The organism is Actinomycetospora corticicola (assembly GCF_013409505.1).
Taxonomy (GTDB): domain Bacteria; phylum Actinomycetota; class Actinomycetes; order Mycobacteriales; family Pseudonocardiaceae; genus Actinomycetospora; species Actinomycetospora corticicola.
This window is the reverse complement of record NZ_JACCBN010000001.1, coordinates 1510277-1524922: the sequence shown is the minus strand read 5'-3', so window position 1 is coordinate 1524922 and position 14646 is coordinate 1510277. Positions and strand designations below refer to the sequence as shown.

The window sequence follows — 14646 nt, the reverse complement described above, 5'->3', positions numbered from 1 at the left end:
TCAGGAGGGCTGCGTCCCGGGGTCCTCCACGGGCCGGTCCTGGGGCTTCACCGGGTTCGCCGGCAGCGTCCCCGATCCCGGCTCCGCCGGCTTCGTGGGCTTCGCGTCGACCCCCGCCTCCTTGCGCTGCAGCGCCGTGATCGGCGCGGGCGCGGCCGTCAGCGGGTCGTACCCACCACCGGTCTTCGGGAACGCGATCACGTCGCGGATCGAGTCGACCCCCGCGAGCAGCGCACAGATGCGGTCCCAGCCGAAGGCGATCCCCCCGTGCGGCGGCGGGCCGAAGGAGAAGGCGTCGAGCAGGAAGCCGAACTTCTCCCGCTGCTCCTCGGCCGACAGGCCCATCAGGGCGAACACACGCTCCTGGACGTCCTGACGGTGGATACGGATGGACCCGCCGCCGATCTCGTTGCCGTTGCAGACGAGGTCGTAGGCGTAGGCCAGCGCGTTCGCCGGGTCCTCCTCGAACCGGTCGATCCACTCCGGCGTCGGCGAGGTGAACGCGTGGTGCACGGCGGTCCACTGCCCGGAGCCGACCGCGACGTCCCCCGCCGCCGTCGCCTCGTCGGCCGCCTCGAACAGCGGCGCGTCGACCACCCACACGAACGACCACGTGCCCGGCTCGATGAGGTCCTGACGACGGGCGATCTCGCCGCGGGCGGCGCCCAGCAGCGCCCGTGAGGACGAGCGCGGCCCGGCGGCGAAGAAGATGCAGTCGCCCGGGGCGGCGCCGACGGCCTTCGCGAGGCCCTCCCGCTCGCCGTCGGAGAGGTTCTTCGCGACGGGGCCGCCCATGCCGACCTCGCCGTCGTCGCCGACGAGCACGTAGGCCAGCCCGCGGGCACCGCGCTGCTTGGCCCACTCCTGCCAGCCGTCGAAGGTGCGGCGGGCCTGGGACGCGCCGCCCGGCATCACGATCGCGCCGACGTACGGGGCACGGAAGACGCGGAACGGCGTCTCCGCGAAGTAGTCGGTGAGCTCGGTGAGCTCGATCCCGAAGCGCAGGTCCGGCTTGTCCGAGCCGTAGCGCGCCATCGCGTCGGCGTAGGTGATCCGCGGGACCGGCGCGGGCAGCTCGTAGCCCGCGAGTTCCGACCACAGGGCCCCGATGACGGCCTCGCCGAGCGCGATGACGTCGTCCTGGTCGACGAAGCTCGCCTCGATGTCGAGCTGGGTGAACTCGGGCTGGCGGTCGGCGCGGAAGTCCTCGTCGCGGTAGCAGCGCGCGATCTGGAAGTAGCGTTCGAGGCCGCCGACCTGGAGCAGCTGCTTGAACAGCTGCGGGGACTGCGGCAGCGCGTACCAGCTGCCCGGGCGCAGCCGTGCCGGGACGAGGAAGTCGCGCGCGCCCTCGGGGGTCGACCGGGTCAGGGTCGGGGTCTCGACCTCGACGAAGTCGCGGTCGGAGAGCACGTCGCGGGCGATCTTGTTCGCCCGCGAGCGCATCCGGATCGCGTGGGCCGGGCCCTCGCGGCGCAGGTCGAGGTAGCGGTAGCGCAGCCGGACGTCCTCACCGGGCGTCTCGTCCATCTGGAACGGCAGCGGCGCGGACTCCGAGAGCACGGTCAGCTCGGTCGCGCTGATCTCGACGGCGCCGGTCGCGAGGTCGGCGTTCTCGCTGCCCCCCGGGCGGGCCTCGACGCTGCCGACCACCTGCACGCAGTACTCGGCGCGCAGCCGGTGGCTCGCCTCGGCGACCTCGCCGGAGCGGAAGACGACCTGCACGACCCCGGAGGCGTCGCGCAGGTCGATGAACACCACGCCGCCGTGATCCCGGCGTCGGGCCACCCATCCGGCGAGGGTGACGGTGGCGCCGACGTGCTCGGCGCGCAGCGTGCCGGCGGGGTGCGTGCGCATCATCTGCGGTGAATCTCCTGGTCGCGTCGGGTGGGGAGACTCCCAGGCTATCTAGCCGCTCACGCTCGGCCCCGCCCGGTCGAGGTGGATCCGCACCGCCACCCGGCGCTCCGAGCGCATGGCCTCGTCGAACTCGTCCCAGTCGTCGTGCTCGCCGCCCGTGACCTGTCGGTAGAGCGCCCGCAGCGGCTCGTGGGCCGCGGGCAGGTCGACGATCTCGACGTCCCCCTCCACCTGCGCCCACTCGCCGAAGAACCCGTCGGGGAACACGCACACCCAGGCGCGCGGCGTGCGCCGCAGGTTCTTCGCCTTCATCGCGGTCTCCCGGGTGCTGATCACCGCGGCGCCGTCGTCGTCGATCCCGACGACGACGGGCGAGAGCTGCGGGGCGCCGTCGGAACGGGTCGTGGCGAGCACGGCGTGGTGGTGCTCGCGGAGGTAGGAGCGTGCCTGGTCGAGGTCCATGCCCGGGGAGTACCCCGGGAGCTCAGCCGTCGTCGAACGCTCCGCGGCGCGTGGCGTCCGCCGCCGCGGCCGCCGATCCGGCGAGCAGGACGCCCGCGAGCCAGAGCGCCCCCGCGGCGCCGGTGGCCCCCGCGACGAGGCCCGCGCCGGCCGGGACCGCGACCTGCCCGAGCCGGTGGGCGAGCAGCCGCAGGGCGAGCGCCGTCGAGCGGGCGGAGACCGGGGCCGAGCGCACCGTCAGGGTCATCGTCAGGGGTTGGCCGATCCCGAGGAAGAACCCGCACAGGGGCAGCGCGACCGCGAGGACCGGGACCCCGGCGCCGGGCCACGCGGCCACCACGAGGGCCACCGCCGAACCCGCCGCACTCGCGACGACGAGGGTCGAGCGCGACCACCGGGCCGCGAGGCGCGCCAGGAGCAGCCGTGAGGCCAGCGACGCGCCCGCCCGTGCCCCGAGGAGCAGCCCGACCACGGACGGGGCGATCCCCCGCTCCTCGGCGAGCAGCGGCAGGTAGGCGGTGACGAGGTCGACGGTGGCGAGCAGCGCGAGGCTGACGAGCAGTCCCGGACGCATCCCGGGGCGGCGCAGCAGCGCGGGGATGCCGGTGCGCCCGCCCTCCGGCGCCGCCCCGGCGTCGGGAAGAGGGATCGCGCGACGCAGCCGGCGTGCGGCGGTCACCGCCGCGACCGGCAGGGCGGGGAGGACGCACGCGCCGGCGACGAGCAGCGCCGTGCGGCTGGCGGGCAGGAGCGCCGCGCCGCTCGCATCGCCGAGCAGGGCACCCGCGAGCAGCGGGCCGACGAGCTGACCGGCCGAGGTGACGGCGGTGAAGACGCCGAAGGTCCGGTCGAGGTCACCGCTCGCGCTGCGCGCCGCGACCAGGCCCTGCGCGGCGATCATGAAGGCGAGGTGGCCGAAGCCGAGCGCGGTCGAGGCGAGCCCGACCGTGACCAACGTGTCCGCCCCGGCGAGCAGCAGGGGGCCGACGCCTAGCAGCACGACGCCGAGCAGCAGCACCTCGGCCGAGCGCCCCAGCCGGTCGGTCGCCCGGCCCAGCGGCACCGCCACGACGATCGGCAGCAGCGCGTACGCGGCGGTGACGACGCCGACCGCCGTCGCGTCCGCCCCCAGCGCGATCGCCCGGTAGGAGACCAGCGGGCGCGCGAGGTTCAGGGCGGTCTGGGTGGCGAACACGCAGACCAGCAGGCCGAGGAACCAGGCGGGGACGCGTCGCACGGACCGAGCCTCGCCGATCGTGACCACGACCAGAACGGCTCCGCCCGTGACCACTACGACCACTACGCGCTTCGGTTCTCCAACGTCGACCGCGCCCCGCGTCGACCCGCACGGTGGTCCCCGTCACGCCGGAGCGGTCGTCGTCGATCACACCAGGAGGAACCCCGTGCTCGTCATCCTCGGCTTCCTCATGATCGGGGTCTTCATGACCCTGATCATGACGAAGAAGCTCACCCCGGTCGTCGCCCTGGTGCTGGTGCCCACGATCTTCGGGCTCTTCGCCGGCGCCGGCCTCGGCCTGGGCGACATGGTCATCGACTCGGTGAAGAGCCTCGCGCCCACCGCGGCGCTGCTCATGTTCGCGATCATCTATTTCGGCACGATGATCGACGTCGGGCTGTTCGACCCGATCGTCCGCGGCATCCTGCGCGTCGTCGGCGACGACCCCGCCAAGGTGGTGGTCGGCACCGCGGTGCTCGCCGCGGTCGTCTCCCTGGACGGCGACGGCTCCACCACGTTCATCATCACCGTGGCCGCGATGCTCCCGGTGTACCGGCGCCTCGGGCTCTCCCCGGTCATCCTCACCGCCGTCGCCGGCGTCGCCAACGGCGTCATGAACATCGTCCCCTGGGGCGGGCCGACGGCCCGGGCGGCGAGCGCGCTGAAGATCTCGCCGTCCGAGGTCTTCGTGCCGATGATCCCGTCGATGCTCGGTGGTATCGCGACGGTGCTGCTCCTCGCGTGGGTGCTCGGCCGCCGCGAGCGCACCCGACTCGGCACGGACCCGTTCGCCGAGGCCCGCCGCCTGGTCGGGGCCGAGCGGGTCCTCGTCGCGGAGGCCGCCGGCACCAGCTCGACCACGACCACGACCACGACCACGTCGACCGGCACCGCGACGACCGTCCTGACGCCGCCCTCGGGCACGCCCGCCGTCGGCCGGACCGGATCCGGCACACCCGCGACCGGGGACGACTCCCACGACGACGGCGTCGGCGACGCGCTCGACCCGAACCGGGCCACGCTGCGCCCGAGGCTCTACTGGTTCAACGCGACCCTGACGCTCGCGATGCTGGGCCTGCTGATCCTCGACGTGCTCCCGATCGCCGTGCTGTTCATGATCGGCTGCGCGATCGCCCTCGTCGTGAACTTCCGCTCGGTCGACGAGCAGGCCGCCGAGCTCAAGGCCCACGCCGGGTCCGTCGTCTCGGTCGTCTCGATGGTCCTCGCGGCCGCCGTGCTCATCGGCATCCTCGACGGCACCGGCATGGTCGACGCGATGGCGCAGTGGATGGTGTCGGTGATCCCGGCGTCGTTCGGCCCCTTCATGGGCGTGGTCACCGCGCTGATCTCGATGCCGCTGACCTTCCTGATGTCGAACGACGCCTTCTACTTCGGCGTGCTGCCGGTGCTCGCCGAGACCGCCGCGAACTACGGCATCTCTCCCGCCGAGATGGCGCGCGCCTCCATCGTCGGGCAGCCGGTCCACATGCAGAGCCCGCTCGTCCCGGCGATCCTGCTGCTGGTGGCGCTGGCGAAGGTCGACCTGGGCGACCACCACCGCAAGGCGCTCTGGATGGCGGGCCTCGCCTCGGTCGCGATGCTCGTGGTCGGGGTGCTCGTCGGCGCGATCCCCTTCCTGGCGTGAGTCAGAGCGCCCGGTAGCGGCGCTCGGGCCGACCGGCGGTCCCGTACCGCAACCGGACCTCGGCCCGCCCGCCGTCGGTGAAGAACTCCAGGTAGCGCCGGGCGCTCACCCGCGAGATCCCCACCCGCTCCGCGGTCTCCGCCGCCGACAGGTCGCCCTCGGCGGCCCGCAGTGCGGCGGCGACCAAATCCGCCGTCTCCGCCGACAGGCCCTTGGGCAACGACGCCCGGGGGCCTGTCCGCGTGCCGGGCCCCGACGGCGCCGGGGCCGGCCGCCCGCCGCCGAAGAGCTGGTCGACGGCGGACTGGTCGGCGTCCTGCTCGGCGGGCAGGGCCCGCCGGCCGGCGGCGTACCGCAGGAGCCGGTCGCGCAGGTCCTCGAACCCGAACGGCTTGATCAGGTAGTGCACCACCCCGCCCCGCACGGCGGCGCGCACCGTCTCGGCGTCCCGGGCGGCGGTGACCATGAGGACGTCGACGTCGGGCACCGCGGTCCGCAGGTCGGCGAGGACGTCCAGGCCGCTGCGGTCGGGCAGGTAGAGGTCGAGCAGCACGAGGTCCGGGCGCAGCTCGACCGCGCGGGCGAGCGCCTCGGCCCCGTTGTGCGCCACCCCGACGGGGCTGAAGCCGGGGGTCCGCGCGACGAACCCGCCGTGGACCTTCGCGACCATGAAGTCGTCGTCCACGACCAGGACGCGCAGGGCTTCGGTGGCGTCACCGCCCGACGCCGACCCGTCGGTCATCCGCTGTCCTCTCCCTCGGCAGTCGTGCGGTGAACACCGCACCCTCCCCCGACCGCGACGTCACCGCGACCTCTCCCCCGCGGCGGACGCAGACCGCCCGCACCAGGGCCAGCCCGATGCCGCGCCCGTCGCCCTTGGTCGACACGCCCCGCCCGAACACGGCGTCCGGCGGGTCGGTGCTGACGCCGGGGCCGTCATCGGAGACCTCGACGTGGACGTCGCCGTCCGGGTCGGCGAGGTCCACCGTCACGGTGCCCCCGGTGAGGGCGTCCAGCGCGTTGTCGACGAGGTTGCCGACCACGGTGACCAGGTCCGCGGACAGGTCGTCGGAGACCCGCCCGAGCGATCCGGTGACCTCGAGGACCACGCCCCGCTCCCGCGCCAGCCGTGCCTTCGCGACGAGCAGGGCCGCGAGCGACGGGTCCCCGACACGCCCCGTCACGGCCGCGTCGTCCTCCGCGGACCCTTGCAGCGTCCCGACGTAGCGGACCACCTCGTCGTACTCGCCGATCTCGATGAGCCCGGAGATGGTGTGCAGCCGGTTGGAGAACTCGTGCGCCTGGGCCCGCAGCGTCTCGGTGGTGCCGCGGGTGGTGCCCAGCTCGCGCTGCAGCGCGGCGAGCTCGGTGCGGTCGCGCAGGGTGGTCACCCATCCCCGCACCGTCCCGTCGACCACGAAGGGCCGCCGGTTCGCGACGACGACGGCGTCGGCGCGCGGGATGACGGCGTCCTCCGCGGTGCGGTCGGGTCCGCTCAGCACCTCGCGCACGTCGGGGTCGACGCCGAGCTCGGTGAGGGTGCGCCCGACCGAGCGCTCCGGCAGCCCCAGCAGCTCCCGCGCGGTGTCGTTGACCAGCACCACGCGGCCGTCCGCGTCGACACCGAGCACGCCTTCCCGGATCCCGAGCAGCATCGCCTCCCGTTGCTGGACCAGGGCGGTGATCTCCCGCGGTTCCAGCCCGAGGGTCTGGCGCTTCACCCGCCGGGCGAGCAGGAGCGACCCGACGACGCCGAGCGCGCTCGCGAGGCCGAGGTAGGTCAGCAGGTCCGGCGCGGAGGCGGCCAGGCGGGTCAGGGCGTTCGGCAGGTTGCTCGTCACCGCCACCGCACCGATCTGCCGGCCGTCGGTCGCGAGCACCGGGACCTGGGCCGCGACGGCGAGCGGACCGTCGGGGGTGAGGCGGAGGTAGCCGGTCCAGCTGCGGCCCTCCGCGACCCGGCTCGGCTCCCCGCCGTCGGCGTCGGCGGTGCTCAACGGGGTGCCGACCAGGGCGAGGTCGGTGGCGGTGACGACCGTGAGATCGGCGTCGGTGACCACCACGGCGGTGGCCCCCGAGACGGCGCGGGCGCCGTCGGCGACCGCGGTCACCGGGTTGCGCGGCGAGACCGTGGGCGCGCGGAGCGCCTGGCGCACCACGCCGTCCACCGCGACGTCCTCGGCCACGGCCAGCACCCGCCGGCTCTCGGTGCGGGTGAACGCGGCGAGGGACTGCGTGACGCTCACCGCCGCGACCGCCACGAGGACGAGCGCCACGACCCCGAGCTGCAGGGCCAGCGCCTGGCCCGCCAGCGTGCTGCGGCGGCCCCACCCCCGGGTAGGGGTCGCGGGCGGCTCGGTCACGTCGAGCAGTCTGGCGCCTCGGCGGGCGGGTGACACGCGGGACGGATGGGACAGTGATCGTCGTGCGACGAGCGGGCCTGGTCCTCGCCGTGCTGCTGGTGCTCCTCGGGGGCTGCGCCAGTGGCACCGGTGACCTGCGCCTGCTCGTCCCCACCGAGGTCGGCGGCGGCTACGACCTCACCGCCCGCACCCTCGCGGCCGCCCTCGCCGAGCAGGAGAGCGAGCCCGGCCCCGCCGTCGTCGTCGTGCCGGGCGACGGTGGGCGCGCCGCCCTCGCCCGCCTCGCGGCGGAGCACTCGGGGCCCGACCTGCTCATGGTCATGGGCCTCGGGCTGCTGGGGGCCGTTCCCGACGACGGGGGTGGTCCGGGCGGGCTGCGCGCCACCCCGGTGGCCCGGCTGATCACCGAGCCGGAACTCGTCGCCGTCCCGGCCGCCTCGCCGTACCGCACCCTGGGCGACCTCGTGGCGGCGTGGCGGGCTGACCCGACGCGGGTGGTGGTCGGCGGGATCTCCGCCCGCGGCGGTCCCGACTGGCTCGTGGCGTCCCGGCTCGCCGCCGCGATCGGCCTCCCGCCGGGGGCGCTGCGCTACACCGCGCTGCCCGGGGACGCGCTGCTCCCCGCCGTCCTGCGCGGCGACGTGGCCGTGGCGGTCACCGGGCTCGCGGAGACCGCGCCGCAGGTGGACCTCGGCACGGTCCGGACCCTCGCCGTGACCTCGGCGAGCCGCTCCACCCGCGTCGACGCACCGACCCTGCGCGAGGCCGGCGTCGACGTGGTCTTCGAGAACTGGCGCGGCCTGCTCGCGCCGCCCGACCTGGCCCCGGCCGACCTCGACCGGCTCACCGCCCTGGCCGCGGACGTCCGCTCGACCGCGGCCTGGCGCGCCGCGGTCGCCCGCAACGGGTGGACCGACGCGCCCCTCACCGGCGCGGCGTTCGGGTCGTTCCTCGACGCCGAGCGGGCCCGGGTGCGTGCCGCCCTCGCCGGCGCGCCCTGAGCTCACCGTCGCGAGACGTACACCAGGCAGCTCCGGGCGCCTCAGGACCTGCCTGACGTGACCCTCGCAGACGGGAGGTCTGCACGAGCGGCCCGCTCGCAGCATCTACGTGCGCGAGAGTGCCGTTCGCTCGGACTGCTCGGGGTCCCCGCCGTCCGGCTGCCCCTGCCCGCGGGTGCGGATGAGGCTGGCGACGGTGGTGACGGCGAGGACGCCGATGATCACGGCGAGGGAGAGCTCGATCCCGATCAGCGGCACCTCGACCGGCCGGCCGGCGTGGATGAACGGCACGGTGTTGGTGTGCAGGGCTTCGAGGACCAGTTTGACCCCGATGAACGCCAGGATCACCCCGAGCCCGTACTGCAGGTACACCAGCCGGGAGAGCAGCCCGCCGAGCAGGAAGTAGAGCTGGCGCAGCCCGAGCAGGGCGAAGGCGTTGGCGGTGAAGACGATGTAGGGGTCCTTGGTGAGCCCGAAGATCGCCGGGATGGAGTCCAGGGCGAACAGCAGGTCGGTCAGCCCGATGGCGATCATCACCATCAGCATCGGGGTGATCATCCACCGCCCCGCCTCCCACACGCAGAGGGCAGTCCCGCGGTAGGTGTCGGTCACCGGGACGGCGCGCCGCACGAGACGCAGCAGGGCGTTCTCGCTGAACTCGTGCGAGTCGTCGCTCTTCTCGAGGCAGACCTTCACCGCGGTGATCACCAGGAAGGCGCCGAAGAGGTAGAACACCCAGGAGAACCGTTCGATCACCGCGGCGCCGGCGAGGATGAACCCGCCGCGCATCACCAGGGCGATGAGGATCCCGACCAGCAGCACCCGGTGCTGGAACGCTTTCGGGACCTGGAACGCGGTCATGATCAGCAGGAACACGAACAGGTTGTCCACCGACAGCGAGTACTCCGTGACGTACCCGGCGACGAACGCGGTGCCCTGCTCGCGGCCCCCGAACCAGAAGATCCCCGCCGCGAACACGACGGCCAGCCCGACGTAGATCGCCACCCCGCGGGCCGCGTCGCGCATCGTCACCTCGCGGGCCCGACGACCGGCCCACAGATCGACCGCGAAGATCGCCGCGAGTCCGGCGATGGTCAGGGCCCAGACCCAGAACGGCTCACCGCTCGGGGCGGGGACGGGTGGGACAACAGCAGACGACATGGCTCCTCCGGTGACGACGCATCACGTGCACACCGGAGGTCTCTCCCGCCGCCGGACCCGTCGTGGGCCCGGCACCGGGTGCCCCGGACGGCGTCCGAGCCGTCGTGCTGACGAGGCACCCGCAGGCGTTCCGGGGATACTCCCCTCCGCGCTCCGAGATGCTCCCCGTGCGGCCGACCCGTGTCTCCGTTCGGGAGATTGACCGCGTTGTGGTCGTAGTGGTCAGAGCAGGGAGAGCTGCTCCGGCGGGGTCTGCTCGACGACGGCCGCCGGCACCCGGGGCAGCGCGCCGTCGGGCCACGGCTCGGGGTTGTCGGGCGCCACGCCCTTCCCGCCGTCCACCCGGGTCGAGTTCCGCTTCGCTGCGTCTCCGTCGAGGCGCCCACCCATGTGGTGCCCCCCGCCATCGAGACCGTGCCGGCGGAGCAGCACGGCCACCCGCCGGGCGAGGTCGTCCCGGTAGGCCTGCTGCACGTACGCGCCCCGCCGGTAGAGCTGCGCGTACCGCTCCAGCAGGTGCGGCTGTTCCCGCGCGAGCCAGCCGTGGAACCACTCGCGCGTGCCCGGCCGCAGGTGCAGGGCGAGCACCGACGCCCCGCTCGCCCCCGCGGCGGCGATCTCCCCGAGCAGCGCGTCCAGTGCCTCGTCGGAGTCGGTGAGCCCCGGCAGCACCGGCGCCACGAACACCCCCACGGGCAGCCCGGCGCCGGCGATGCGACGGACGAGGTCGAGCCGGGCCCGCGGGGTGGGGGTGCCGGGTTCGACGGAGCGGTGCAGGTCGGCGTCGAGCAGCGCCAGGGACACCCCGACACCCACCGGGACGTCTCGCCCCGCGGCGACGATCTCCGGGAGGTCGCGGGCGAGCAGCGTGCCCTTCGTCAGGATCGACAACGGCGTCCCGGACGTGCCGAGCGCCCGGATGATGCCGGGCATGAGCCGGTACCGGCCCTCCGCCCGCTGGTAGGGATCGGTGTTGGTGCCCATCGCCACGTGCTCGCGGTTCCAGCGCGGCGAGCGCACCTCCCGGGCGAGCACCTCGGGCGCGTTCAGCTTGACCACGACCTGCCGGTCGAAGTCCGCCCCGGCGTCGAGGTCGAGGTAGGTGTGGGTGTTCCGGGCGAAGCAGTTGTGGTGGACCAGGCCGACGGCCACGTAGTCGCCCGTCGTCGTGGTGACGTCGTAGACCGTCTCCTCGCCCGCGGGCTCCACGGCGACGAGGGTCCGGTCGGCGCCCCGGGACTCGTCCAGGACGTCGCGGACCCCGGCGAGGCCCGGTGCGGGCAGGGTCTCGGCGCCGACCAGGGCGTCCCCCGGTACCAGCCACGTGCCGCCGTGCCCGTCGGCGCCGGCCCGGGAGACGTGCCGCCACCCGGTGCGGGCCAGCAGCCGGTGGTCGGCGCCGACCACGACCTCCGTGCCGTCGGCCAGGCGGACCCGCACCACCCGGCGTCGGCTCGACCAGTGCGCGAGCACGTGGGTCCGCACGAGCCGCCGGACGCCGCCCTCGGTGACGGTGCCGACGATCGCGTCGCCCACGGCCAGATCGGCCATCGCGACGGTGCCGCCGTCGGCCCGCAGGACCGGTGTCGAGCCGACCGTGCAGTAGGTGCACGCGTGGGAACAGCCGCGGTACGGGTTGACCGTCCACGCGAACGGCATCGGCGAGCCGCCCGGCACCCGGTTGAGCACCGAGCGGGCCCGCACCTCGTGGAAGGTGATGCCGGCGAACTCGGGGGTCTGCACGCTGCGCACGAGGCCCTTCAGGGCCGGCATCCCCGGCAACGTCCCGTCGTCGTCCAGCTGCTGACCCGCCCACCGCATGACCAGCAGTCGAACACGTGTTCGGATCGAACGCAAGTTCGATCATGCCGGGTTGGTTTCGGTACCCCCGGTACGCGGTACTGCAGATCACACCGGACCGGGAGGACGTGCCATGGCGTTCACGCTCGAGCTCACCCCGGCGCATCACGAGCTGGTGCGCCGCGCCCACACGTTCGCGGAGGAGGTGATCCGGCCGGCGGCCGCGAAGTACGACCAGCTCCAGGAGTGCCCCTGGGACATCGTCGACGCGGCCGCCCGCGAGGGCTTCTACAGCCCGCTGTTCTACGCCGACATGATCGCCGACCCCTCGGGCCTCTCGCTGCCGCTGTACCTCGAGGAGATCTTCTGGGGCTGTGCCGGCATCGGACTGACCCTCGTGCTCCCCGCCCTCGCGCTCTCGGCCCTCAACCAGGCCGGGACCCCGGAGCAGCTCGCCAAGTGGGCGCCGGAGATGTTCGGTGAACCGGGCGACATCAAGCTCGCGGCCCTGGCCGTCAGCGAGCCGCAGGGCGGCAGCGACGTCGCGAACCTGCAGACCCGCGCGGTCCGCGACGGCGACGACTGGGTGCTGAACGGCACCAAGATCTGGATCGGCAACGGCGGCATCGCCGACGTGACGATCGTCAACGCCGTGGTCGACCCGGAGCTCGGCACCAAGGGCCAGGCGATGTTCCTGGTGCCCAAGGGCACGCCCGGCATGGACCAGGTACGGCGGCTCGACAAGCTCGGCCACCGGGCCTCGCACACCGCCGAGCTGTCCTTCGTCGACTGCCGGATCCCCGGCGACCAGCTGCTCGGCGGCGCCGACAAGCTCGAGCACAAGCTGGAGAAGGCGCGGCGCGGCGAGGGGCGCTCCGCGGCGCTCGGCACCTTCGAGCAGACCCGGCCCATGGTGGCGGCGATGGCCCTCGGCGTCGCCCGGGCGGCCTTCGAGTACGCGTGCGACTACGCGTCGCGCCGGGAGGCCTTCGGTGGCCCGGTCATCGAGAACCAGGGCGTCGCCTTCCCGCTCGTCGACATCGCTGCCGAGATCGACGCCGCCCGGCTCCTGTGCTGGCGGGCCTCCTGGATGGCCGCGAACGGCGTGCCGTTCCACCTCGGCGAGGGCTCGATGTCGAAGCTGAAGGCCTCGGAGGTCGCCGTGCGCGCGGCGGAACAGGCCGTCCAGGTGTGCGGGGGTTGGGGCTACGTCTCCGACCTGCCCGTGGAGAAGTGGTACCGGGACGCGAAGCTCTACACGATCTTCGAGGGGACGAGCGAGATCCAGCGGATGGTCATCGGGCGCACCCTGGCCACCGAGGCCTCGCAGACCCCCCAGCACCACCAGCTGCCCGGCGACCACGGGGGGCTGTCCCGCAAGTTCGGGCACGGGTCGCTCGCGCGGGCCCGCGCCGGCGAGGTGTTCATGAAGCTCGCCCAGAAGGCGCCCGACCGGCTCCTGGAGCTGGGCGGGCGACTCGCCTCCCCCGGGCGCTGATCACGGCGGGGTCGGGGTCGACCCTCTATGGTTCTGCCACACCACCCGTCCCCCGGATGTCGTAGCGAGGGTCACCGATGACGCAGTCGCCGCCGTCTCGTCGTGCCGAGCCGGCCCCGGGGGTGTTCGACACCGTCTACGCCCTGGCGGCCGCCTCGGCGCGGACCGCGGTGGAACTGACGCTGCGCGGGCCCTCGATCGTCCGGGGGCTCGCGTCGGCGGCGCACACCGTGTCGGTGGAGGTGACCCCGCTCGTCGGGGACGCGCTGCGGGCGCTCCCCCGGGTGGTGACCGTGCTCGAGCAGCTCCTGCCGCTCGCGCAGGACCTGCAGCGCTCGCTCGACGAGCTGGCCTCCGCCACGCCCGACCTGCACGCGCTCGCGCAGGCCGTCCCGGCGCTGCAGCAGCTCGGCGGCGCGGCCGACGACATCCACGCGCTGCGCGAGGCGGTCCCCGCCCTGCAGCAGCTGGGTGGAGCGGCCGGCGACATCCGCGCGCTCACCGCGGCCGTGCCCGCCCTGCAGCAGCTCGGCGGCGCGGCCGAGGACATCCGCGCACTCACGGCCGCGGTCCCCGCGCTCCAGCAGCTGGGCGGCGCGGCGGAGGACATCCACGCGCTGCGCGAGGCGGTCCCCGCCCTGCAGCAGCTCGGTGGGGCGGCCGGCGACATCCGCGCGCTGACCGCGGCGGTGCCCGCCCTGCAGCAGCTCGGCGGCGCGGCGGAGGACATCCACGCGCTCACCGCGGCCGTGCCCGCCCTGCAGCAGCTGGGGGGTGCGGCCGAGGACATCCACGCGCTGCGCGAGGCGGTCCCCGCCCTCCAGCAGCTCGGGGGCGCCGCAGCCGACATCCACCTGCTCACCGGCGCCGTCGACTCGCTGGCTCAGCTCGGGAGCGCGGTGGACGACCTCCGACGCATCGCCGCCGCCACCGACGACATCGGCACGATCGCCGGCGCGGTCACCACCGTGGAGCAGATCGCCGCCGCGGTCCCGACGATCGAGCGGATCGCCGACGCGGTCGGCACCGTCGAGGCCATCGCCGCGGCCGTCCCGACCGTCGAGCGGATCGCCGACGCCGTCGGCACCATCGAGCAGATCGCCGGCGCGGTGCCGTCCATCGAACGGCTCGCGGAGGCCACCGGCACGATCGGGCGCCTGGCCGACGCCGTCCCCACCGTCGAGCGGGTGGCCGACGCCGTGCCGACGGTGCAGGCGGTGGTCGACGCGGTCCCGACGGTCCGGCAGATCGCCGACGCCGTCCCCGCCATCCGGGAGCTGGCCGAGGCCGTCCCCGAGGTCCGCAAGCTGACGGCGGCGATCGAGCACGTCGAGACGCTCGCCCACCACGCCGACACGACGTTCCCGGAGCTGCCGCCCCGCCTGCAGACCCTCGACTCGTCGCTGTCGGTCGCGGCGTCGGAGCTGGTCCGCGTCGCACCGGACCTGCGCACGGTCGCCGGGCGCATCGAGGACCTCGACGGCCAGATCAAGGTCCTCGCCGACGCCCTCGCCCCGCTGCAGGGCACCACCGAGCGGCTCGGACGCATCGTCGACCGGCTCCCGTCGGGCCGGAAGCAGAAGGCCGTCGAGGGCTGACGCCGGCACCGGAGACCTTCC

At 74.4% G+C, this 14646-nt stretch carries 11 protein-coding genes; 4 read left to right on the top strand and 7 right to left on the bottom strand.

All coding sequences use genetic code 11. The features are described from left to right. From aspS to BJ983_RS07260, 3 genes are read right to left on the bottom strand one after another with little or no spacing between them, the layout of a single operon-like run. Nucleotides 1-1860 (bottom strand): aspartate--tRNA ligase, encoded by a 1860-nt coding sequence (gene aspS / locus BJ983_RS07270; protein ID WP_179793207.1) that lies wholly within the window; start codon nucleotides 1858-1860, stop codon nucleotides 1-3. Between the two features lie 48 nt (nucleotides 1861-1908). Continuing rightward, nucleotides 1909-2322 (bottom strand): PPOX class F420-dependent oxidoreductase, encoded by a 414-nt coding sequence (locus BJ983_RS07265; protein WP_179793206.1) that lies wholly within the window; start codon nucleotides 2320-2322, stop codon nucleotides 1909-1911. Nucleotides 2323-2344: 22 nt separating this feature from the next. After that, on the bottom strand, nucleotides 2345-3559 hold the full coding sequence (locus BJ983_RS07260; RefSeq protein WP_179793205.1) for an MFS transporter: 1215 nt from the start codon (nucleotides 3557-3559) through the stop codon (nucleotides 2345-2347). Between the two features lie 166 nt (nucleotides 3560-3725). Between BJ983_RS07260 and BJ983_RS07255 the strand changes: the two genes are divergently transcribed. Next, on the top strand, nucleotides 3726-5204 hold the full coding sequence (locus BJ983_RS07255; protein WP_179793204.1) for a citrate:proton symporter: 1479 nt from the start codon (nucleotides 3726-3728) through the stop codon (nucleotides 5202-5204). 1 nt (nucleotide 5205) lies between these two features. On the opposite strand, the gene BJ983_RS07250 is transcribed toward BJ983_RS07255, so the two are convergent. Continuing rightward, the gene (locus tag BJ983_RS07250) at nucleotides 5206-5946 is read right to left on the bottom strand and encodes a response regulator (RefSeq protein WP_179793203.1); all 741 of its coding nucleotides are present in this window, start codon (nucleotides 5944-5946) and stop codon (nucleotides 5206-5208) included. After that, complete coding sequence (locus BJ983_RS07245) at nucleotides 5918-7567, bottom strand: ATP-binding protein (RefSeq protein WP_179793202.1); 1650 nt, start codon at nucleotides 7565-7567, stop codon at nucleotides 5918-5920. The genes BJ983_RS07250 and BJ983_RS07245 overlap by 29 nt, the downstream gene beginning before the upstream one ends. A gap of 62 nt (nucleotides 7568-7629) precedes the next feature. On the opposite strand from BJ983_RS07245, the gene BJ983_RS07240 reads away from it, so the two are divergent. After that, nucleotides 7630-8568 carry a tripartite tricarboxylate transporter substrate-binding protein gene (locus tag BJ983_RS07240; RefSeq protein WP_179793201.1) on the top strand — a complete coding sequence of 313 codons (939 nt, stop codon included), beginning with the start codon at nucleotides 7630-7632 and terminating at the stop codon, nucleotides 8566-8568. Between the two features lie 105 nt (nucleotides 8569-8673). Here the strand turns inward: BJ983_RS07240 and BJ983_RS07235 are convergent, their stop codons facing one another. Beyond that, nucleotides 8674-9729: a TerC family protein gene (locus BJ983_RS07235; protein WP_179793200.1), complete on the bottom strand. Its 1056-nt coding sequence runs from the start codon at nucleotides 9727-9729 to the stop codon at nucleotides 8674-8676. A 222-nt stretch (nucleotides 9730-9951) separates the two neighbouring features. Beyond that, nucleotides 9952-11550, bottom strand: a complete 1599-nt coding sequence (locus BJ983_RS07230) for an Rv2578c family radical SAM protein (protein WP_179793199.1) — start codon at nucleotides 11548-11550, stop codon at nucleotides 9952-9954. A gap of 112 nt (nucleotides 11551-11662) precedes the next feature. Here BJ983_RS07230 and BJ983_RS07225 point away from each other — a divergent pair, with 112 nt between their 5' ends. Next, nucleotides 11663-13027, top strand: coding sequence for an acyl-CoA dehydrogenase family protein (locus BJ983_RS07225; RefSeq protein WP_179793198.1), 1365 nt, complete (start codon nucleotides 11663-11665; stop codon nucleotides 13025-13027). A 77-nt stretch (nucleotides 13028-13104) separates the two neighbouring features. After that, nucleotides 13105-14625 carry a hypothetical protein gene (locus tag BJ983_RS07220; protein ID WP_179793197.1) on the top strand — a complete coding sequence of 507 codons (1521 nt, stop codon included), beginning with the start codon at nucleotides 13105-13107 and terminating at the stop codon, nucleotides 14623-14625. The last annotated feature ends 21 nt before the right edge of the window (nucleotides 14626-14646 follow it).